Origin of the sequence: Microcoleus sp. K5-D4 (assembly GCF_036704575.1) — a bacterium.
In the GTDB taxonomy this organism is placed as follows: Bacteria; Cyanobacteriota; Cyanobacteriia; order Cyanobacteriales; family Microcoleaceae; genus Microcoleus.
Genome location: NZ_JAUBSD010000009.1, coordinates 37,945 through 57,685 on the forward strand (window position 1 = coordinate 37,945; position 19,741 = coordinate 57,685).

Consider the following 19,741-nt stretch of genomic DNA (forward strand, 5'->3'; position numbering starts at 1 on the left):
CCCAATTAGCGATTCCCTATCCCCGATTGCCCATACCCCATTACCAATTCTAAATGCCTAACAATCGAGCGGGATTGTGTTTCATCATTAAATCTATTTCGTGCGGAGAAATGCCTTCATCCCTCAACTTTTTAACAAATAATTTGTAACCTTCCGCAGGTAAAGGATCGGCTTTTCTTCCCAAATCTGTACTCATAACAAAATGCTCCGCTCCGATTAGTTTAATCGCTGCTGCCATCTTCTTAATTGAAACTTGATGCCAGTTTTTGTGTCCGTCATCAGCGGCATTTTCTCCCATCAAATCGTTCACAAATGCGAGTTCTAAGAAAGCTCCGGCTGCGGCGGCTGTTTGCATATTTTCTAGGGATAAACCGGGTAGATCCGCCATTGCGTGGGTAATCAGGATGTTTTTAATGTTGAGCAGGTTGGCTTCACTGACAACCGCCATCACTTCTTCTGAGGAAATATGACCGGTTTCCAATACCAAATTCTCTTTTGCTACAATCTTCAACACCGCTGCTGTTTCCGGTAAAACCTTGCCATTTTCCGCAACTTTAATCCCCATTCCCGGCTTGTGAAAAACCTGCAAGTGATGCTCAGCATCAACCGTTGGCAACCACACTATTTTACCGTATTTGCCACCGATGCGGTGCATTGCATCTACAGCCTCGGGATTAATTCCCCCTACCGACTTATTGAGAACAACTCCCCCGAAAACTTTGATTTCTGGTACTATTTTATTAACCAGAACTGCCCGCGCTGCTGTGCTGGCATAATGATTTTTCAATACAACAGCTTTCATGTGCGATCGCGCGGCTGACTTAGCTACTTCAAAATCATCCAACCTGCGAGGAATCACATCAGGAGAAGAATGAATGTGAAAGTCGATCGCACTTTCAATAATACTCTCTTGTGAATTAGCAAACGGCGGCTTTCCCACAGCATACAGGGGCAAAGGAAAGGAAGAGAAAACCAGCCAAAATACCGCTGTTATTCTAATGATGTAAACCGCCCAATTAACCGCCGAATATAATTCGGGGCTACACAAACAAAGTCCGCCTGCGCGGACTGAAGAATTGGGTTTAAATAATTTATAGAAAAGATTGAAGCGCATTTGCTAAAGCTTCTGCATTTTCTTCGTGCATACCCAAAGAACCAGGAACAACTCGCGACTCAACACCGGGTAATTCCGTTAATGCTTCCATTTCAGCCTTTGATTTTGGCGGCGCATTTTCAGCAATTACAACCATCACCGGCACTGCTAATTGTTGAAATTTATCTGTAAATTCCGATCGCACTTTTGCCGGATCTAAACCACCAGTCACAAAGGCAGCGGAACCGTATCGAGCACCGGGTTTTTGCGTCACTTGCCATTTGCTTTGAATGAAATCTGGCGTGACTTTAGCTGCATCGACATAGACGTGGCGACGGTACATCAAACTGAGGAATGACGGCGCAGTGTTGAGTTTGTAGAGGAATTGTCCCAGTAAAGGCGATCGTACTAATTCTCTCACGATGCCGTGCCAGCCGCTTTGCTGTTTGCTCATCGTCGGCAAAGGCCCGCGCCAAGTCGGCGCAGCTAACACAATCTTTGACCAAACATTCGGCTTTGATTGCGCTAATTGCATTACATAACCCGCAGCGTGACCAGCAGCCACTACAGCAACCGGACTATTAAAAATAGCCTCAACAAAATCCTTGAGAAATTGATGGTATAATTGCGGTTGATAGTCAGTTCGCGGTCGATCCGATGCGCCAAAACCCGGCCAATCTAAGCTCACAACTTGAAATTTAGGAGCTAATAATTCTGCTAAAGGACGCATTTCTTCTCGCGTGGAAACCGTACTGAAAGCAGGAAGCAGCAATACAGGATTTCCCTGTCCTCGGGTTTCGTAAATAACTTTGATTTGCGTTTCTTGCCAATTCCAGAGATATTCTTGAACGGCGGCGGGATAGTTGCCCGAACGTGATTTTGTTAAATTTGTAGTTTGAGTCATGGCTGTTTATTCTTTTAATTTGCTTCGGCTTGCTTGCTCAATTCACAAGCAAGTGCCTTATTTTTCATCATTTGAAAAATGTTGTAAAATCCGTTAGCGCGGGAAGGTGTCAGACTCACATTCAATCCCGTGTCTTGAATAAAATCTGGGGTAATGGTGACAATTTCAGCAGGCGTTAATCCGCTCAAACCTTCCACCAGCAAGCCAACTAATCCTTTGACTAACTGAGCGTCTGAATCGCCTTGATACAAAACTTTTCCGTCTGTCAAATTTGCAGTAATATAAACTTGCGATACGCAGCCAGAAACTTTGTTTTCCGGCAGTTTATCGCTTTCGGGAAATGCTGGGAGTCTTTTGGCATACCACAGCAGTTGTTCGTAGCGCTGTTTTGGATCGGAATGTCGCTGAAAGCGCTGAACGATTTTAGCTAGGGCTGCGGGTAGCGCGGTGTTTGCGGACATGATTCACTCGTAGCGGTTTACTGCGTTAATATTATACATTTAATTTTGCCGAGGGGTGCGATCGATTTGCAACATCAGCGTTGATCTGGATTCATCTACTGTTACAAACCCAAAACTACAACTTTTGGCAGTCTCGTTCGTGTAGCTGCGAATAACCTTCGCCATTACAAACGGCCAAATTATAGACTGATGAAATATAAAAAAAACAACTGTTGAGCTGTGATGTAATTCAATATTATGCCTTTTGCCCCAAAGACATCGAAGGACATTTTATCGGTGAGAAATTATTGAAATTTGTGGACATCAAAAGGTCGATCGCTCTGAACAGCTCGCTCGCCGCTCTTAATAGGTGATGGTAGATGACAAGTGACAAGTGCGATCGTCCCGCAATTATCAAATTTCGCAACGATCGCGATTTGAGCAAAATTCAAACGTTAGCTCGAACACTATGGCGCGATCGCCCTTACACCGGTAACAGGGGAACACCGCGCAACTGGCGCAGGGAATTGATACAAGTCGGGCAGTCGCAGCCAAACATCGCCACGGCGGCGTCGCTTTCTTCTTCGGAAAAGTCCAGCATTGCCACCTGTTCGTCAGCAGGGCGCTGCCAACTAATTCTTACTTTAGAATTAGCAGCAGCAGCTTTTGCGGGGAGGCGCACGCAAGTCAGACGCTGAGTGTGGGGCGATCGCACGCATTGGGGCGACTCAGCCGATTGGCTTGGTGTTTCGCCAATTAGAGCGGGATTTGCGATCGCGCTCAAAGACATCACAGATCCAAACAGCGTTGGACTTACCAATAAAGTGAGGAGCAATCTATTCATTTGTCGTGTTTAAGAACTTTAACGTATACAGTAGCCGATTATCTGTTGCAATTCAAGAAGGTTTTCGTCCGATATCAGTACGATTTGCCGTTATTAAGGCTTAAAAGCCCAATATTTGTGGTCTAAATATCGAATAATTTTCCCGGTATTAGCAACCAGCATTTTCTGATAAGTATCACCTTGGCTCCCCAGTTTAAGATTTGTTGCAATTTGAGTAAGTTTAGCTTGCCAGTGATAACAAATTCATCCAAGGCGGGTAAACTGATTTCAGCAAGGACAACTCGAAGCAGCGAACAAGTTTACCTCAGAAACCAGGTGTGGCGTGATGAGTACAGTTTTAGTGGTGGAAGATTCCCGCAGCCAGCGGGAGTGCATTTCACATCAGTTGAGATGCAGCGGATTGAATGTAATTCAGGCATCTGACGGTGTGGAAGCGCTGGATAAAATTGAGAAAAATTGCCCTGATTTAGTATTATTAGATGTTATAATGCCCCGTCTAGACGGCTACGGGGTTTGTCGTTTAATTAAAGCTAATCCCGAAACTCGGAACATACCTGTGGTATTTTTAACAGGCAAGGGACAGCAGTTAGCTTTATTTGCGAGGTTCCAGGGCGATCGCGCCGAGGCTTATGTTAGCAAACCTTGGCAGCCGAGGGAACTTTTGGCAACGATCAAAAAAGTTTTGCTCAATGCCAATATTAAGTTCGATCGAGCTTCAGCCGACGCTTGGACAGAATACGGAATTTTAAACTTAAGTACAGTCGAACTGTATCAAAGCCATGCCGATGCTTGGACAAAATACAGCGCCCAAATTATTAAATTGTACGATTCCAGCTTAGCCGCTTTCGAGCAAGCTTTGGCCATTGAACCGAGTCACTCGAATGCAAACAAGTATCGCAACCGAGTCCAGACAATCCGGGCAATTTTGATGAAAAAGTTAGAGCAAACTAAACCTTGCAAAGTCTGCGATTATTATTACGGTAAGGATGGCATCAATTGTGCGGTGCATCCTGCTGGCCGCCCTCAAGAACTGTGTCGAGATTGGGAATTTAATTAAACAAAAATGAAAACAAATAACCGCGCTAACTTAGAAAAGCTGCTGCAAGAAAGAAACGAATATCCCGAAAAAATGGCTGAGATTGATGAAAAAATCAATGCTACTTTTCGCAAAAATTACGCAATTTTAGTAATGGATATGTCGGGATTTTCGCGCACGACAGTCCGCCACGGAATTATTCATTTTTTGGCAATGATTCACCGGATGCACGGAATTGTAAAACCGATAATTTCCGAATACGGTGGCACTGTAGTTAAGGAGGAAGCAGACAATATTTTTGCAGTTTTTCCCGATGTAAAATCGGCGGTGGAAGCTGCGAGCGACTCTTTGAAACACACAGCGGCTGTCAACACGACACTCCCGCCGGAGATGGATATTTACCTCTGTATTGGTATTGGCTGTGGCGATGTTTTGATGCTGGAAGGAGAGGATATGTACGGATCGGAATTTAATCTCGCATCCAAGTTGGGAGAGGATTTGGCGGAACGGGGAGAGATTTTGCTAACCTCAGCAGCCTTTGAAAAGTTGGAAGGTGACAAGCAAGATTGGCAAAAAGTGGAACTTTCGGTTTCAGGTTTGGAATTGGTGGCGTACAAGCGGCTGTAATCGGCTTAATTTCTCTGGTCTTCTCGTTCCCCTGCCCTGCTGGAAAATGAGAACATGACTTGCGCCAGCCTTGACTAGAAACCCGGTTTCTTCGCAGATACCGGGCGACTCAGCCATTTTGGTAGAAACCGTCTGGATGAGGCTATATTCTTAGAGAATATTGAATTTAAATAAAATTTAAAATCAGATGATTGAGGAACACAAAACTTGGCAATCTATTAATTTATCCGCTATTGGACAGCGGCTGGCTTGGCTGCAGCAACAGCCAGACAAAGTTATTTTTTGCAAAGAGTCTGGTGTTCACTATGTTGCAGTCACAAAAGAGCGATCGCACATTAAGCTATCTTTAGTAGAAAAAGTAAATCAGCAAACAGATTTACTGCAATCTGTTTTCGATTTCAACAATCCTTTGCATCTAGTATCTGAATATACTCAGGCGATGATGTTGGGTTTAGTGTGGCAAAGCCAACCTCAAAGAATCTATATGGCTGGATTTGGCGGCGGCAGAATTCCCTTAGTTTTGCACCACTATTTGCCGGAAACTGTTATAGAATGTACGGATGTCGATCCGATCGCGATCGAAGCAGCTACACAGTGCTTTGGAGTGCAGTTTGACGATCGGCTAACTGTAACAATTCAAGACGGCCGAGAGTATTTAGAGCAGCAAAAATCAGATACTCAGTACGATATCATCATGATCGACGTAGCTTTTGGCAACGGCTACTTTCCCCACCGCCTATCCACCAAAGAATTTTATCAAAGCTGCAAAAAACACTTGTCAAGCGAGGGAGTTGTGGTAGCAAATCTGCTGCAAAGAGATCAATTTTATGCCGAAAAAATCACGACTTTTCAAAGTGTGTTTTCTCAAGTGTGCGTGTGTGTTTGCCAGGAAAGTAATAGTATTTTGATTGGTAGCAACAGCCAGATTTTGGATAAAGATGAGATTGTTGCTAAGGCAAAATATTGGCAAGATAGCCATCAATTTTCATTTCCATTAACAGACAGGGCGCTTGAGGTAAAAGTAGGTAGGGAATTGGCGGAGGCTGTACCTACTTTAGACAAAGCTCAAATTTTTCATGACGATTCGCCGCCCGCTGGTTATTTTGATTGCTGGTTATTCTGATATCTATAATAAGTCCCGGTTTACTCTTTGTGGAACAGGCATCTTGTCTGTTGCTGATACGCAGTTGATCTCACCGAGGGATTGAAAGAGACTGTTGAATGAAATTACCCTCAGAGTGCGATCTCGGATATAACCATCGACAATAGGGAAACTGAGGAGACGGAATTGGCGTTTCCCTACCTCAACATAATCAATCTTCCTCGATAATAGATATAACCATCGCCCGATTAATTGTAGGGAAACCGCACGGCGTCCTCTCCTGATTGTAGGTAATATCAATTCCGATGCCACCGGATTTGATATAACTCCTATTTCATATATTCAACCATCTGCTGTTCCAGCTTAGCCAACAATGTATCAACATCTGTTGCGGCTTCCTCAAAACACACAGGAGGTTCAGGCTTAGGTTCAAAAAAAATTAACTTGATTTGACCTTCGCCGATCGCCAAAATCGCCACTTCTGTCTCAGGCTTGTGAGCGTTCAACACACCTACAACTTCCTGAATATGACTTCTCACTTGACGGTTCAACTCCTCAACCGCCTCTTTCTTACAATACACAAAACGCGCAGTTTCTGCAACATCAATTGCCAAAATCTCCTCGCTTTCCTCTCCCCTTTCCAGAAATAGCCCCCAAGCCAAAGCAGCCAATTCATTTTGATTAGCTTTCACGAATTTATCTAATTTGCGGCTCCAGCTATTTTCGTTGGGTTTGGACTCAGGGCTATCAAATAGAAACATTTTCTCTTCTTGTTTGTATAAACTAATATTTTACAGTCAGCAGTCAGTAGTCAGTTGGCAGTTGGCAGTTGGCAGTTGTCATTAGTTACCCATGCCCAATGCCCCATCCCTAATTACAAATTAGCAATTCCCAATTACCCAAAACCGCTGCGTTTCTATCTTATACCAGATTGCACGCGCCAGAGCGCCGCATAAATTCCGTCCTGTTCGATCAGTTGTTCGTGCTGCCCCGATTCTACCACTAGCCCCTCTTCCATGACACAAATGCAATCGGCATTGCGGACAGTAGAAAGACGGTGGGCGATCGCAATTGTAGTGCGATTCTTGGTAATTCGTTCGAGCGATCGCTGAATTGCCGCCTCCGTCTCGTTATCAACCGCTGAAGTAGCCTCATCCAGAATCAAAATCGGCGGATTCTTCAAAACAGCCCGCGCAATTGCAATTCGCTGCCGCTGCCCCCCCGACAATTTTTGACCGCGTTCCCCTACAATAGTGTTGTAACTGTCCGGCAATTGGGCGATAAACTCGTGCGCTTCTGCAATTTTAGCAGCATTTACTATCTCTAGATTAGTTGCCTCAAAACTGCCGTAAGCAATATTTTCTGCCACCGTACCGTGAAACAAAAACACATCTTGACTCACCAATCCGATCGCTCTCCGCAAATCTTTTAAATTCAGGTTATTTAATTCTATACCGTCGAGATAAATATTCCCGTACTGTACCTCGTACAGCCTCAAAATTAGCTTCACCAGCGTACTTTTTCCCGAACCAGTAGCGCCAACAATCGCAGTAGTTTTTCCAGCCGGCAGAGTCAAGGAAAAATACTGCAAAATCGGCTTTCTTTGATTGTAAGAAAATGTCACATTTTTAAATTCCAACTCCCCCTTAATCGAACTAACCGGCCGCCGAATATCACCCGTGCGAATTGCGATCGGAGTATCCAACAAATTCATCACCCGATTAGTAGAAGCCATTGCGCGCTGGTATTGATCCAGAGTATTTCCCAGGCGAGTCAGCGGCCACAGCAACCGCTGGGTCAAAAACACCAAAACGCTGTAAGTTCCCACCGACAACCTGCCCGCCACCACCTCCAAACCGCCCAGAAATAGCGTTGCAATAAACCCCAAGAAAATCACAACCCGAATCAGCGGAATAAAAGCAGCCGAAAGTACGATCGCCCGTCGGTTGCTTTCGCGGTAAGCTTGGCTTTGTGTTTCGATGCGCTGAATTTCATAATCTTCGGAAGTAAAACTTTTAATAGTAGTAATTCCCATCAAATTATTCGACAGTTGCCCATTTAGAAAACTGACCTTTTCCCGCACATCAGCATAGAGAGGAGCGAGGCGATTTTGAAAGGCGATCGAACCCCAAATAATAAAAGGTATCGGCAGCATTGACAGCCCAGCAACACCCGGAGATGCAGCAAAAAAAGCCGCGCCAATCACAACAACCGTTGTAATTACCTGAATCACCTCATTAGCGCCGTCGTCCAAAAAACGTTCGAGTTGATTGATATCATCATTGAGAATAGAAATCAAACCGCCCGTGCTGCGTTCTTCAAAATAAGCTAATTCTAATTCCTGCAAATGGCTGTAAGCTTCCAAACGCAAATCGTGTTCAATATCCTGAGCCAAATTGCGCCACAAATAATCATAGGCATATTCAAAAATAGATTCCAACGTCCAAACAACCGCGCTCAAAAGAGTGATAATTGCTAGTTGCCAAAAGACATCTTTTATGCCCCACTGAGCGAGGATAGAATCTTGCTGTTTCACCACCACATCAACGGCAATACCAATTAATGCTGGCGGTGCTAAATCGAAAAATTTATTCAGCAGCGAACAGATACTTGCCAGCCAAGCTTTCAGGCGGTAGCGACGCCCGTACTTCAGCAGCCGCTTTAGGGGATGGACAGGTTTTGATTGATTTGGTGATGCTTGAGAATCATTCATAGGGCATGGGGCATCGGAAATAGGGCCGAGAGTAAAAAATTAGTAGGGTGATCCGCGCGCACCTTACCCTTGTTTAATTTTTAATTCTCAAATGCCCTGTTCCTAGGCATTAAACGTTAACACTCGCTTTATTTTAGCGACTACACCAACTATTTGCGTCTCAACCTGAACGTCAATTACTGGTTGAATTGGCTTGTAAGCGGTTGGTACTTCTTCGATTCTGCGTTCTTCGCACCCGGCAATGGAATCTACGCCAGTTAATCCCAAAGCGGAGTCAGTTTTGTCAACACCTTTGCGACTTATATCGAAGCGCGATCGCGCCCGAACTACACGGTGAGAAGCCGATCGCAAAAATCGATCGTTCCCCCTTCCCAACCAGCAAATAAGACGGCGCGCCCATCGAACCCGGTACAATTACAGGCTGACCGGAATGTGCGGGACAAGCGCCTTTGCGCGTTACCCAGCCGGCACCTTCACCTAAAGTGATATTGTGAGGCAAATCGTATACTAACGGCGCTTCCACATCGCCGAAAACTTGCCGCAAACGCCAGCGCAGAAGTTCTGCTAGCAGCAAACGGTTGATAAAACCGTAGTTAGCGGCGGTTGCTTCCGCTTGCAGGTAGCTGTTCACAAGTTCGGGATTTGCTGCGACAGACAGCGGAAAAAGTCTGGATTCAGGATGTTTCAGAGTTTTCGGCCAGGCCTCGCAAGCTCGATCGGGCCACATTCGGCGAATTCGAGTAAATCATGAAGCCGAACCGGTGGCCACCGGAATCACCATTCCTGCTGTTTCGACGATGCAATCGCCACTCCCGCATCCCCTGGATAGAAGTCAGGAGTAGCGCCAGCGCGACAAACGCCACCACCTTGAGGGTGACGAAATTCGCCAAACTTGCTAACTGTTTGAACGCTTGGCTTCCACAGGAAAATCCTCTGGGAGCAAAACTTTTGCTGTTTGAGCATCGGCATCTTGCCAGTGTTGATTCAAAGAACTATTGAGTTCTCTTGTGGCACTGGCATCTTGCCAGTGTTCATTCAAAGAACTATTGAGAGAAATAGAGTAGACTTTGGTGCTGTAACTAACATCCAGACTTGGCCGAGACAAAGCTCGCAAAAGCCTGTTCAAGTTTTTTGGCTGCTGCATAAATAGTCTGTTGCGGGTTGCGTAGCAACCCCCAAAAGTTGAAGAGATTTTTTATGGAACAAAAGACTTGGGTTCAGCAGGCGCAATCTTTTTTAAGATAAGTTGAAAGGCAACTTTTCTAATGACTAAATTTATGACATATCATTTTTGATATGTCAACCCTTTGATTGAATTTTTAATAAATATATACGATTTACCAAGCGGTTTCAGAAACCCGGTTTTTGCCTAGCAAAATCGCATCCAAACCAAAAATTTTGCGAAGAAACTGGGTTTCTTGGGCCAGCGCGTCCGACCGCATTGCAGTCTTCATTGCGAGGAAGTAGGGGCAATCGCCGGCGGTTGCCCATCCCTACTTAAAGAAAATACCTAACCGTTGTTACAACCCGACTTTTTTTAGCGCGCAAAGCCGCTTTCAAAAAGAAAGCAGTTTGATTGTGCAGCAGTCCCTCCCACCAATTTCGCGTCACAAAAGCCGGAATGATCAGCGTTAAATATACTCCCGGTCGCTGCTCTTCAAACAAAGTCAAAAAGTGCGTCAAAGCCTCACCCACAGAGCGGTAAGGCGATTCCAGAATTTCCAAAGGAATGTCTGACTGCAAATCTTTCCAAGCTAATTGTAATTTTTCTCGATCGGTCAAACCAATATCCACGTGAACTGCCACAACTTCATCAGCAATTAAACGAGCGTAATCGAGGGCCTCGAAAGTTCCTCGGTGCAACTGCCCGACTAACACCACTGCCGGATGTGTCACCGTCTTAACTCTAGGTCTGCGAAGATAAGACCTCGGTTCTATTCCCTGAATGCTCAAGCGAGCTGCTACATACCGATAGTGCCGGTGAATAGCTAAAAATAGACTGACTACGATCGGAATAGTTACTACGACAACCCAAGCTCCCAAAAAGAATTTTGTAGCGAGAATTACACCCAAAACTCCCGTTGTTGCCAGTGCACCAATACCGTTCATCACAGCACTAACTTGCCAACCTTTACCTCGTTCCTTAAACCAGTGAATTACCATTCCCGATTGGGAGAGAGTAAAAGAAGTGAAAACTCCAACCGCATACAGGGGAAGCACCGCACTCGTATTGCCTCGAAAGATGATAATTAAAAGAGCAGCGCAGAAGCTTAGCAGATTAATCCCATTAGAATAAACCAGGCGATCGCCCAACAGCGACAACTGCCTGGGCAAGAACCCGTCCCGCGCCAAAAAATAACAAAGTCGCGGAAAATCAGCATAACTCGTATTCGCCGCCAACAGCAAAATTAACAGAGTAGCTGCCTGCAAATAGTAATAAAATATACCCACACCAAAAATCTGTTTTCCCAATACAGAAAGGAGCGTTTCATGTTCGCTAGGAATCACCTGATAAATATGAGCCAAGTAACTAATCCCCAAAAACATCGCTCCCAGAATTCCCCCCATATAGCTCAAAGTCAGGCGCGCATTTTTCCATTCAGGAGGCTTAAAAGCCAACACCCCGTCTGATATGGCTTCAACTCCCGTCAGGGCAGTACAGCCGGCCGCAAAAGCGCGCGCGAGTAGAAATAATCCCAAAGGTTCCTTAGCTGGAATATTTTGTAATGTCGGAAAAACATGACCTGTTGCCTGTTGGAATAAACCGCAGCCAATCAAAACAAAAATCCCAACGAGAAACCCATAGGTGGGAACCATAAATATATTGCCAGATTCCCGCAATCCCCTGAGATTGGCAAACATGATGAGGACAATAAAAAATAAGCACACTTCGACTGTATACGGTTGCAGCGAGGGAACTGCTGAAGTCAAGGCCGCAACGCCAGCCGAAATACTCACTGTTACGGTGAGGATGTAATCAATCATCAGGGAAGCTGCTGCGATCAAACCTGGATAAATACCCAAGTTTTCTCGCGCTACAATGTAAGCGCCACCGCCGTTGGGGTACGCTTTAATTGTCTGTCGGTAAGACAGGGCCACGATCGCCAACAGTAAAATAATAATTCCAGAAATAGGCAGCGATAAACTCAAACTGCTACTCCCCGCTAGTAATAGCACCAGCAGAGTTTCTTGAGTAGCGTAGGCAACAGACGAAAGTGCATCGGAAGCCAGAACAGCTAGTCCAGTAGCGTTGCTCAGGCGTTCATGAATAGATGCGCTAGTGGGAAGAGATTCACCCAGTAAAAATCGCTTGAGTCGAGAATAAGCGTACATGGAAACTCAATATATAGGCGTCCACAAATCATAATCTAGACGGGAACCGTTTTAAGTAATTTTTGGATCACAATTTGTACTTCTGTCTCGCTTGTTGAGTCAGCTTCAGCTTGTGTTCGAGAGCTTGCCAATTTTCCGCTTCGATATCGCTGATGAACTCGTCGAGACTGTCGCGGTAAATAGAGAGCGATCGCAACAATTCCTCTCGATTGTACTTTGCCACCATCACTCCCAGCTCGGGATTGCCGCCGCCCACGCGGCTCGTGTCCCGAAAACCAGAACTCGCCAAATGTTGGGCTAAATTAACAATATCCCGATCGCCCTCTCGATCGCAGGCAGCAACCAGCGTCGCGCTCGCCATTAGTGGCAAATGAGAAATCCAAGCCACAGCTCGATCGTGCTCGATCGGCTCACATCGGTAAACTTTAGCACCCAGTAACCGCGCAATTTCCTCAACCTTATCCACCGCAAGCGCCGGCGTCTGGGGAGTCGGCGTCACCACGTAAGGCCGCCCCACAAACAAATCCGGCACCGCCGCCTCAATCCCGCTTTCAGCAGTCCCCGCCATCGGGTGTCCCCCCACAAAATTCGGCCACAGAGGAGACACAGCCTGCACTATGGGTGTTTTTACGGAACCGACATCGGTTACAATAGTATCAGGGGAAAGATAGGGCACCAACTCTCGGACGATCGGCTCGATCGACCCCAGCGGCGTACAAATAAAAACCACATCGGCTGCTGCCATTAGAGACAGGTGTATGCTGGCTTCATTGACAACACCGCGAGCTTGCGCCCGATCGCAAGTCTGCTGCCGACTCGAAACCCCAAAAACCTCAAACCCGCGCGATCGCAAATCCAGCCCGATCGAGCCACCAATTAAACCCAGTCCTACAATACCGATATTCATAGCAATAAAATGGGGATATTTGATACGGTGCCGCCCCCATGACAGTCGAGGAACTCCTGAAAAAATATGCCGCCGGAGAAAGAAACTTTGCCGGAATCAACCTGACTGAGGCCAACCTCAGCGGCGTCAACTTGAGCGGAGCCAACCTCAAGGGTGCGAATCTGAGTGTAGCAAACCTGAGCGGAGCCAACCTCAGCAAAACCAACCTCATCGGTGCCAAACTCAACATTGCCAGACTCAGTGGCGCCCATCTAGGCGGCGCCGATCTCACCGACGCCGACCTCAACGTCGCTTACCTAGTGCGAGTTGACCTCAAAAAAGCCATACTCATAGGAGCAAAACTGATCAGAGCCGAGCTGATTCGAGCCGAACTCAGTGGCGCAAACCTCAGCGGCGCAAACCTCAGCGGCGCCACCCTTACCGAAGCCACCCTTCGAGGAGCCAACCTCGCTCAAGCCAACCTTCGAGGCGCTCACCTCAGCGGCGCGTGCTTGACAGAAGCCAACCTCGAACAAGCCAACCTGCAAGGAGCCGACCTCAGCCGCGCCGACCTCAGCGGCGCCGACTTGCGAGGCACAGAACTGAGACAAGCCAACCTTACTCAAGCCGTACTCAGCGGCGCCGACCTCAGCGGCGTCAATTTGCGTTGGGCTATTCTCAGCGGCTGCAATCTCCGCTGGGCCGACCTGAGCGAAGCCAAATTGAGCGGTGCCGACCTCAGCCGAGCCGACCTCTGCCACGCCAACTTGCTGAATGCCAGCTTAGTTCACGCCGACCTGACAAATGCCTATTTGATCCGCGCCGACTGGATTGGAGCCGACTTAACCGGAGCCACCTTAACCGGAGCCAAACTTCACGCAGTTTCGCGGCTCGGCATCAAAACCGAAGGCATGACCTGCAAGTGGGTTGATCTCAGCCCCAACGGCGACCACAGCCAAATTTACTGGTTGAACTCGGGAGGAACCCACGAATTTTTTCACGAAACCTTGCCCACAGTTCGGATTGTGATTGACTCGCCCTTAGATCAAGGCGCTCATTTTGCGCTAGCTGCAACTTATTACCAAATTGCCCAACAATACCCGAGTTTAAGTCAGCCTCCCACGATCGAAGTCAGCTCCAGGCGCACCGTACTCGCATTTAAAATGGACAGCGACGATAAATTATTTGCCACCGCTTACGTTGCCATCATTCCTTTTAACGACGCTGCCACAACTCAAAAAAACCTAATAGCTTTGATGAAAATGATTCAATCCCACGATGCAGGCAAACTAAACGTCAAAGAATCTAAACACGTCCAGTTATGCAGCAAAGCTCTCAACCAAGCTATCAGCAAAGTAGACCAGATAAAAATTTCCAGTTCTTTTCCAAAAATCGGTGAAAGCATCAATTTCTTTCAAATTCCCACACAGATGATCTTAATTAATTCCCGCGATCAAAGACTCAGCGTATATCACCACCCCGCCTTCGGTAAGCGCCTGATTAAAAAATACGAGCCAAGTAACTCAACATCGGGTAAGTTAGCCGAAAGCACAAAATTGGCTCAAGCTAATATCACTAGCATTTTGGATTTTATAAAAGGCTTCCACAATATAGATGTCTAAGCATATTGCATCAAGTTACAAAAAATGCTTATTCTAGTTTAAAGGTTGGCACAACAAAGCTTTGTTCTAGCTAACACATCAGGGAAATCGAAAAGCATGGATGCCGAAGAACTCATCACCAAATATGCAGCAGGAGAAAGAGACTTTACTGCTATCCTCCTTTGCGAGGCAAATCTCAGCAGGATCGATCTCAGCGGGGCTAATTTCAGTGAGGCAATTTTGAGCCTTACCAACATGAGCGGCACGAATTTGTCAAACGCCAACATGAGAAAAGCCAAACTCAATGTTGCCAGACTCAGCGGTGCCAATCTGTACAAAGCCAACCTCAGCGGCGCTATCCTCAACGTGGCTAACTTGATTCGAGCCGACCTCCGCGAAGCCCAACTCGTCGAAGCTACAATGATCAGATCCGAACTGATCCGAGCCGACCTCAGCAATGCAAACTTGAGCGGTGCAAACCTCAGCGAAGCAGATTTGAGAGAAGCAACCCTCAGAGAAGCAAATCTAGAGCAAGCCGACCTCAGCGGGGCTCACCTGAGAGGCGCTTTTCTAACAGCGGCAAATTTGGAACGGGCTAATTTGCACAGAGCCGACCTCAGCAGGGCAGACTTGCGAGGAGTCAACCTCTGCAATGCCGAACTCAGACAAGCTAATCTATCTCAGGCAAACCTCAGTGGCGCTGACTTGCGAGGCGCTAATCTCCGGTGGGCTGACCTCAGCGGGGCGAACCTGACTGGCGCTGACCTTGATGAAGCGAGATTGAGCGGGGCCAACTTGTACGGAGCAAATTTGAGCAATGTCAATCTATTGAACGCTACTTTGGTACACGCGGATTTGACCCAAGCGAATTTGATTCACGCTGATTGGGTGGGCGCAGATTTGACGGGGGCGGCCCTGACGGGGGCAAAAATTTACGCGGTTTCTAGGTTTGATGTGAAAGCAGATGACATTACCTGCGATTGGGTTGACCTCAGTCCTAACGGTGATCGCAGCCACATTCAGCGCTTTACCCCAGAAGAATCTCAAAGGTTTTTCAATGCTACACCGCCGACAGTTCAAATTATTGTCGATCGACCCCTCGACCCGGATGCTAACTTTGTCCTGGCAGCTACCTACCGCCAAATTGCCCGTCAATACCCTGCTTTGAGCCATCCTCCCAGTATCGAAGTTAATTCCAGACGCACAATCATATCATTTAAAATAGAGCAGGACGAGCAACTATTTCCCACAGCTTTCGTTGCCATTATTCCCTTTAGTGATGCAGCATTTACTCAGAAAAATTTGATTACTTTGATCAAGATGATTCAACCCCAAAGTGGTAATAACCTCGGCGTCCGAGTCTCAAATATGGTAGTGCAATTAAACGTCGCCCTGACCAAAACAATGAGAAAAATAGGGGAAATGAAAATTCAGCCGATTCGCCTCGATCGCGAACCGATGTCAAGTTTTTTCCAATCGCCTACCCAAACTGTACTGGCTAACTCCAGCGCCGAAACTTTGATGATTCACTATCACCCAGATTTTGGCAGAAACTTGACAAATTTGCCGGGAGTCAACAAAACCTCTATCAGTCCTGCAATTAAAGCGCAAAGATTTACCACCCCGCCACTAAATACGGTCATTGAGTTTGTCAAAAGTTTTTATCAGCTCGGTGAGTAAATACTATAAATTAATTTGATATTATTTCTATTTATGCCATATAAAAGTTAGCCTATCGCCATTTTATTCAGGTAAACAAATGGAAGCTGAAGAACTGCTCAAACGATTTGCAATCGTCAAAAGATACACTGAAGGCGACAGAGATTTCACAGGAATCAACCTGAATGAAGCTAATCTCAGCCGCATCAACCTCAGCCAATCAAATTTAAGGGGGGCTAGCTTATTTGTCACCAACATGAGCGGCGCTAACTTGAGCGAAGCTAACTTGAGCGAAGCTAACTTGAATGTGGCTAGACTCAGCAGTACCAACCTGTCGCGGGCAATCTTAAACGGGGCGACTCTCAACGTAGCAAACTTAGTGAGAGCCGATTTAAGTGCAGCTCAATTAATCCGAGCATCCCTGATTAGAAGCGAATTAGTCCGCTGCGAACTCAGCAAAACTAACTTCAGCGGCGCAAACCTGACTGAAGCAGATTTAAGAGAGGTAAAACTGACGGAAGCTAACCTGTGCGGTGCTAATCTTTCCGGTGCAAATCTCAGAGGTGCTTCGGCTGCTTCAGCTAACTTTCAAGAAGCTAACTTACACGGCGCAGATTTGACGAAAGCAGAACTTAGCGGCGTCAATTTGAGCAATGCCGATATGAGACAAGCTTCTTTGCAACAGGTGAATCTCAGCAGTGCCAATTTGAGCGGAGCTAACCTCAAATGGGCTGATTTGACGGGAGCTAACCTCAACGGCGCGGATCTGAGCTTTGCTAAATTGAGCGGAGCTAACCTTAACGGAGCAGATTTAAGAAATACTAATTTAGGAAGTGCTAGTTTCGTTCACGCTGATTTGACAGAAACAAATTTGATTAATGCAGATTGGGTGGGCGCTGATTTGAGGGGAGCAACTTTAACAGGAGCAAAACTATATTTGGTTCCTCGATGTGGCATCATTGCAGATGATATTACTTGCGAATGGGTTGACCTCAGCCCCGCAGGCGATCGCACTCAGATTCAACAATTTAATTCGCCGTCAGAATCGATAAAATTTTTAAATCACACGCCTGGGTTAGTGCAAATTGTGGTTGACGCACTTTTAGACTACTCAGCCAACAGCACTTTAGCAACAGTTTACAGCGAAATAGCTCGGCATTACCGGGCCATGAATTTTCCTCCTAATATTGAAGTCGGCTACCGCCGCACAACTCTAACTTTTAGATTTGAGAGTGATGAGCATTTATTGCCAGCAGCTTTTTTAGCGATTCTTCCTTTTAAGGATGCTGTACAAACGCAGAAAAATATTATGGTAATCGGCAAAAACATTGAAAATCAAAATTTAGATGAGAAACGAATATTGCAGTTGCGTAAAGCATTAAGTACAGCTACAAATAAGTTAAATGAGTTGATAAAATTGCTCTCTAATATATCAGGGGTTAGTCAACCAACAAAGTTTTTTGAGTCACCTACCCAAACTATTTTAATTAGTTCGGGACAGGAGAGTTTGATGGTGAATTCTCACGGGAATTTTGGGAAGGGAGGTGCAAGTCATCAGCCGAGTAAATTCAGTTTGCCTCTCGGTCAAAAAGTAGTTGATTTTCTGGCCAGTTTTGATTATGTTGAGTGAGAAATGTCAATTTTAAAACCGATTGATTGAGGTAGAAGTCCACAACTCGTTGCTCCGCTTCCTGCGATCGCACTCCGAGCCGCACTGGCCTCACCATTTAACGATGGCGCGGCTCGTGGCGCGGGCTTTGCGCTTGGGGCGCAGCGCTCTGATCCAAACGGGGCTTCCTGCTGGAGCTTACCGACAGCGGTATCGAGTCAGCTATTTGATGCCGATTTTGATGTGGCCAGAGCCTGTAATTTTAGTGGCGCCGACACCGCTGATTGAGCATTTGAGAGCTGTGGAAATTCCGCGTTTGCAAGAGTGGCTGCAAACAGATGGGTCGATCGAGACTTATTCGGATCGGGCCACTGGGCAAGGATTGATGCTAGCCGATCCAGAGTCTTGGCTCGCGGCTCGCTTGGCGGGGAATTCGGAACTACACAGGAATATTCCGACAATTATTGACGGTGTGGATGACTTGGAAGTTTGGACTCGCCAGCAATTGACAGCGTGTTTGCAACCGGCTGATTGGAATGATTTAATGCAATCTCAGCCTTTGGAAGCCGATGCAATCCTCCAAGGGCGGGTAATGCTAACGCGGGCTTTCTTTAAGCATCCGGCGAAACCAGAGGAGTGCTATTTGCTGGAAACTGCAGAGCAAAATATTTTGCAGGGGCTGTTTGAAAGGATCGAGCCAAACCCCCTAATTCCGGCTGCTTGGAGCAATTTTTGGCAGCGGTGGGAAGCAAACGGAAAACTGCGGTGGGCGGAAATTAATCGGGAGGCTGGGTCATTTTCTCTGTTCTGCGCGCCGGTGCAGGTGGCTGAGGTTTTGAGCAAAATTTGGGACGATCAGCCCGTGGTGTTGATTGGGGGGGCGGTGGATGTGGAACCGAAGGCTCCGATCTTCCGGGAAATGCTGGGGCTTCCAGAATTGACGAGCGTTAAGTTTTCGCCCGATCGACAAAATGAATTAATTCAACTGTACATTCCCAACTGGCTGCCGCTGCCAAATACGCCGGAATTTCAGGGAGTTTTAATTGAAGAAATTCGGACTTTGCTGTTGATGAGCGCGTCGGTGGCCGGTTTAACGGTGCTGATTGTTGGTGATGTACCGCTGAAGGCAAGGCTGGCGGCGATTTTGGCTTCTGAGTTCGGTTCTCGGGTGCAGGTAGAAAAAACAGATGTGGGCGAGAATGCGATTTTGGTGACGGGGTGGGAGTTTTGGCGGGAACATCAGGGGGAATTGAGGGCGCCTCACTTGCTGGCGATCGCAACTTTGCCGCTACCTTCTTTGGAAAATCCTTTGGTGACGGCGCGTGTGGCTTATTATAAGGAACGGCGCAAGGATTGGTTTCGGTTGTATTTGCTGCCGGCCGCGTTGAATGAATTGCAGCGGGCGATCGCGCCGGTGCGAGAACGTCAAGGGGTGGTGGCGATTTTCGACAGCAGGGTGATTCACCGCAGTTATGGACAGCAGGTTTTAGCGGCGCTGAGTCCTTTTGCGAGGATTGATTATTTGGATACGACTTGGCTGACCCAGGCTTGAGATGACCTGTTGACTTATAATTTGGTTAGGTATCCAGTTGAAATCTAATTTAGTAGACAAAGATTATGGGTGAAGCTAAGCGTCGCAAAGAGTCGATCGGCGACGAATACGGTAAAGAAGAACGCATCGTTCCCTGGCTGCCAATCACGAAAACCCAAAGCGAAGATTTTGTCAAGTGGACAAGTCGCGGAAGCTGGATCGGGATTAGTCTTTTGGTTGCTTGGTGGATTGTAGTGCGGTTTGTCGGCCCCTCGGCGGGTTGGTGGGAGGTTAACTGATGCCAGACTCGACAAATGCCTTTATTCTTGGCATTGTGTCGAGTTTAACTCGGAAACAAGCGGC

20 protein-coding genes are annotated in these 19,741 nt (G+C 46.7%); 8 read left to right on the forward strand and 12 right to left on the reverse strand.

Annotation, left to right across the window (positions count from 1 at the left end; genetic code table 11):
- Nucleotides 1-49 precede the first annotated feature (49 nt).
- The 5 genes from QUA77_RS04830 to QUA77_RS04850 form a co-directional block, all read right to left on the reverse strand.
- Nucleotides 50-1,114, reverse strand: coding sequence for a DUF6282 family protein (locus tag QUA77_RS04830; protein ID WP_333449422.1), 1,065 nt, complete (start codon nucleotides 1,112-1,114; stop codon nucleotides 50-52).
- The gene (locus QUA77_RS04835; protein WP_333038583.1) at nucleotides 1,092-1,997 is read right to left on the reverse strand and encodes an alpha/beta hydrolase; all 906 of its coding nucleotides are present in this window, start codon (nucleotides 1,995-1,997) and stop codon (nucleotides 1,092-1,094) included. Before QUA77_RS04835 ends, QUA77_RS04830 begins: the two co-directional genes overlap by 23 nt.
- Nucleotides 1,998-2,011: 14 nt before the next feature.
- A complete protein-coding gene (locus tag QUA77_RS04840) occupies nucleotides 2,012-2,458 on the reverse strand; it encodes a SufE family protein (RefSeq protein WP_333038585.1) in 447 nt (148 codons plus the stop codon).
- A gap of 284 nt (nucleotides 2,459-2,742) precedes the next feature.
- Nucleotides 2,743-2,889, reverse strand: a complete 147-nt coding sequence (locus QUA77_RS04845) for a hypothetical protein (protein ID WP_333449423.1) — start codon at nucleotides 2,887-2,889, stop codon at nucleotides 2,743-2,745.
- A gap of 32 nt (nucleotides 2,890-2,921) precedes the next feature.
- Nucleotides 2,922-3,281 (reverse strand): hypothetical protein, encoded by a 360-nt coding sequence (locus QUA77_RS04850; RefSeq protein WP_333449424.1) that lies wholly within the window; start codon nucleotides 3,279-3,281, stop codon nucleotides 2,922-2,924.
- Between the two features lie 325 nt (nucleotides 3,282-3,606).
- Here QUA77_RS04850 and QUA77_RS04855 point away from each other — a divergent pair, with 325 nt between their 5' ends.
- The 3 genes from QUA77_RS04855 to QUA77_RS04865 all read left to right on the forward strand — a co-directional run bounded on the left by QUA77_RS04855 (nucleotide 3,607) and on the right by QUA77_RS04865 (nucleotide 6,067).
- On the forward strand, nucleotides 3,607-4,338 hold the full coding sequence (locus QUA77_RS04855) for a response regulator (RefSeq protein ID WP_333449425.1): 732 nt from the start codon (nucleotides 3,607-3,609) through the stop codon (nucleotides 4,336-4,338).
- A 6-nt stretch (nucleotides 4,339-4,344) separates the two neighbouring features.
- On the forward strand, nucleotides 4,345-4,944 hold the full coding sequence (locus QUA77_RS04860) for an adenylate/guanylate cyclase domain-containing protein (protein WP_333449426.1): 600 nt from the start codon (nucleotides 4,345-4,347) through the stop codon (nucleotides 4,942-4,944).
- Nucleotides 4,945-5,131: 187 nt separating this feature from the next.
- Nucleotides 5,132-6,067, forward strand: coding sequence for a fused MFS/spermidine synthase (locus QUA77_RS04865; protein ID WP_333449427.1), 936 nt, complete (start codon nucleotides 5,132-5,134; stop codon nucleotides 6,065-6,067).
- 308 nt (nucleotides 6,068-6,375) lie between these two features.
- Here the strand turns inward: QUA77_RS04865 and ccmS are convergent, their stop codons facing one another.
- The 7 genes from ccmS to QUA77_RS04900 all read right to left on the reverse strand — a co-directional run bounded on the left by ccmS (nucleotide 6,376) and on the right by QUA77_RS04900 (nucleotide 12,999).
- Nucleotides 6,376-6,807, reverse strand: a complete 432-nt coding sequence (gene ccmS / locus QUA77_RS04870; protein ID WP_333038598.1) for a beta-carboxysome assembly chaperone CcmS — start codon at nucleotides 6,805-6,807, stop codon at nucleotides 6,376-6,378.
- 155 nt (nucleotides 6,808-6,962) lie between these two features.
- Nucleotides 6,963-8,759, reverse strand: a complete 1,797-nt coding sequence (locus QUA77_RS04875; protein WP_333449428.1) for an ABC transporter ATP-binding protein — start codon at nucleotides 8,757-8,759, stop codon at nucleotides 6,963-6,965.
- 102 nt (nucleotides 8,760-8,861) lie between these two features.
- On the reverse strand, nucleotides 8,862-9,110 hold the full coding sequence (locus QUA77_RS04880; protein WP_333449429.1) for an RtcB family protein: 249 nt from the start codon (nucleotides 9,108-9,110) through the stop codon (nucleotides 8,862-8,864).
- The gene (locus QUA77_RS04885) at nucleotides 9,043-9,486 is read right to left on the reverse strand and encodes an RtcB family protein (RefSeq protein WP_333449430.1); all 444 of its coding nucleotides are present in this window, start codon (nucleotides 9,484-9,486) and stop codon (nucleotides 9,043-9,045) included. The genes QUA77_RS04880 and QUA77_RS04885 overlap by 68 nt, the downstream gene beginning before the upstream one ends.
- A 168-nt stretch (nucleotides 9,487-9,654) precedes the next feature.
- Nucleotides 9,655-9,903 carry a hypothetical protein gene (locus QUA77_RS04890; protein ID WP_333449431.1) on the reverse strand — a complete coding sequence of 83 codons (249 nt, stop codon included), beginning with the start codon at nucleotides 9,901-9,903 and terminating at the stop codon, nucleotides 9,655-9,657.
- A gap of 353 nt (nucleotides 9,904-10,256) precedes the next feature.
- Nucleotides 10,257-12,092, reverse strand: coding sequence for an APC family permease (locus QUA77_RS04895; protein ID WP_333449432.1), 1,836 nt, complete (start codon nucleotides 12,090-12,092; stop codon nucleotides 10,257-10,259).
- 67 nt (nucleotides 12,093-12,159) lie between these two features.
- Nucleotides 12,160-12,999 carry a prephenate/arogenate dehydrogenase gene (locus tag QUA77_RS04900; protein ID WP_333449433.1) on the reverse strand — a complete coding sequence of 280 codons (840 nt, stop codon included), beginning with the start codon at nucleotides 12,997-12,999 and terminating at the stop codon, nucleotides 12,160-12,162.
- A 38-nt stretch (nucleotides 13,000-13,037) separates the two neighbouring features.
- Between QUA77_RS04900 and QUA77_RS04905 the strand changes: the two genes are divergently transcribed.
- The 5 genes from QUA77_RS04905 to QUA77_RS04925 all read left to right on the forward strand — a co-directional run bounded on the left by QUA77_RS04905 (nucleotide 13,038) and on the right by QUA77_RS04925 (nucleotide 19,677).
- Entirely contained in the window at nucleotides 13,038-14,600 is a 1,563-nt protein-coding gene (locus QUA77_RS04905; protein ID WP_333038609.1) for a pentapeptide repeat-containing protein, read from the forward strand.
- Between the two features lie 96 nt (nucleotides 14,601-14,696).
- Nucleotides 14,697-16,259, forward strand: coding sequence for a pentapeptide repeat-containing protein (locus QUA77_RS04910; protein WP_333038611.1), 1,563 nt, complete (start codon nucleotides 14,697-14,699; stop codon nucleotides 16,257-16,259).
- A gap of 79 nt (nucleotides 16,260-16,338) precedes the next feature.
- Complete coding sequence (locus QUA77_RS04915; protein ID WP_333449434.1) at nucleotides 16,339-17,868, forward strand: pentapeptide repeat-containing protein; 1,530 nt, start codon at nucleotides 16,339-16,341, stop codon at nucleotides 17,866-17,868.
- 22 nt (nucleotides 17,869-17,890) lie between these two features.
- Nucleotides 17,891-19,399: a helicase C-terminal domain-containing protein gene (locus QUA77_RS04920; RefSeq protein WP_333449435.1), complete on the forward strand. Its 1,509-nt coding sequence runs from the start codon at nucleotides 17,891-17,893 to the stop codon at nucleotides 19,397-19,399.
- A gap of 65 nt (nucleotides 19,400-19,464) precedes the next feature.
- Nucleotides 19,465-19,677: a DUF2839 domain-containing protein gene (locus QUA77_RS04925; RefSeq protein WP_333320768.1), complete on the forward strand. Its 213-nt coding sequence runs from the start codon at nucleotides 19,465-19,467 to the stop codon at nucleotides 19,675-19,677.
- Nucleotides 19,678-19,741: the final 64 nt, after the last annotated feature.

Excerpts from the sequence above, each read along its gene's own strand:
- QUA77_RS04830 (WP_333449422.1), bottom strand. The coding sequence starts at position 1,114 with ATGCGCTTCAATCTTTTCTATAAATTATTTAAACCCAATTCTTCAGTC.
- QUA77_RS04835 (WP_333038583.1), bottom strand. The coding sequence starts at position 1,997 with ATGACTCAAACTACAAATTTAACAAAATCACGTTCGGGCAACTATCCC.
- QUA77_RS04840 (WP_333038585.1), bottom strand. The coding sequence starts at position 2,458 with ATGTCCGCAAACACCGCGCTACCCGCAGCCCTAGCTAAAATCGTTCAG.
- QUA77_RS04850 (WP_333449424.1), bottom strand. The coding sequence starts at position 3,281 with ATGAATAGATTGCTCCTCACTTTATTGGTAAGTCCAACGCTGTTTGGA.
- QUA77_RS04855 (WP_333449425.1), top strand. The coding sequence starts at position 3,607 with ATGAGTACAGTTTTAGTGGTGGAAGATTCCCGCAGCCAGCGGGAGTGC.
- QUA77_RS04860 (WP_333449426.1), top strand. The coding sequence starts at position 4,345 with ATGAAAACAAATAACCGCGCTAACTTAGAAAAGCTGCTGCAAGAAAGA.
- QUA77_RS04865 (WP_333449427.1), top strand. The coding sequence starts at position 5,132 with ATGATTGAGGAACACAAAACTTGGCAATCTATTAATTTATCCGCTATT.
- ccmS (WP_333038598.1), bottom strand. The coding sequence starts at position 6,807 with ATGTTTCTATTTGATAGCCCTGAGTCCAAACCCAACGAAAATAGCTGG.
- QUA77_RS04875 (WP_333449428.1), bottom strand. The coding sequence starts at position 8,759 with ATGAATGATTCTCAAGCATCACCAAATCAATCAAAACCTGTCCATCCC.
- QUA77_RS04885 (WP_333449430.1), bottom strand. The coding sequence starts at position 9,486 with ATGTGGCCCGATCGAGCTTGCGAGGCCTGGCCGAAAACTCTGAAACAT.
- QUA77_RS04890 (WP_333449431.1), bottom strand. The coding sequence starts at position 9,903 with ATGCAGCAGCCAAAAAACTTGAACAGGCTTTTGCGAGCTTTGTCTCGG.
- QUA77_RS04895 (WP_333449432.1), bottom strand. The coding sequence starts at position 12,092 with ATGTACGCTTATTCTCGACTCAAGCGATTTTTACTGGGTGAATCTCTT.
- QUA77_RS04900 (WP_333449433.1), bottom strand. The coding sequence starts at position 12,999 with ATGAATATCGGTATTGTAGGACTGGGTTTAATTGGTGGCTCGATCGGG.
- QUA77_RS04905 (WP_333038609.1), top strand. The coding sequence starts at position 13,038 with ATGACAGTCGAGGAACTCCTGAAAAAATATGCCGCCGGAGAAAGAAAC.
- QUA77_RS04910 (WP_333038611.1), top strand. The coding sequence starts at position 14,697 with ATGGATGCCGAAGAACTCATCACCAAATATGCAGCAGGAGAAAGAGAC.
- QUA77_RS04915 (WP_333449434.1), top strand. The coding sequence starts at position 16,339 with ATGGAAGCTGAAGAACTGCTCAAACGATTTGCAATCGTCAAAAGATAC.
- QUA77_RS04925 (WP_333320768.1), top strand. The coding sequence starts at position 19,465 with ATGGGTGAAGCTAAGCGTCGCAAAGAGTCGATCGGCGACGAATACGGT.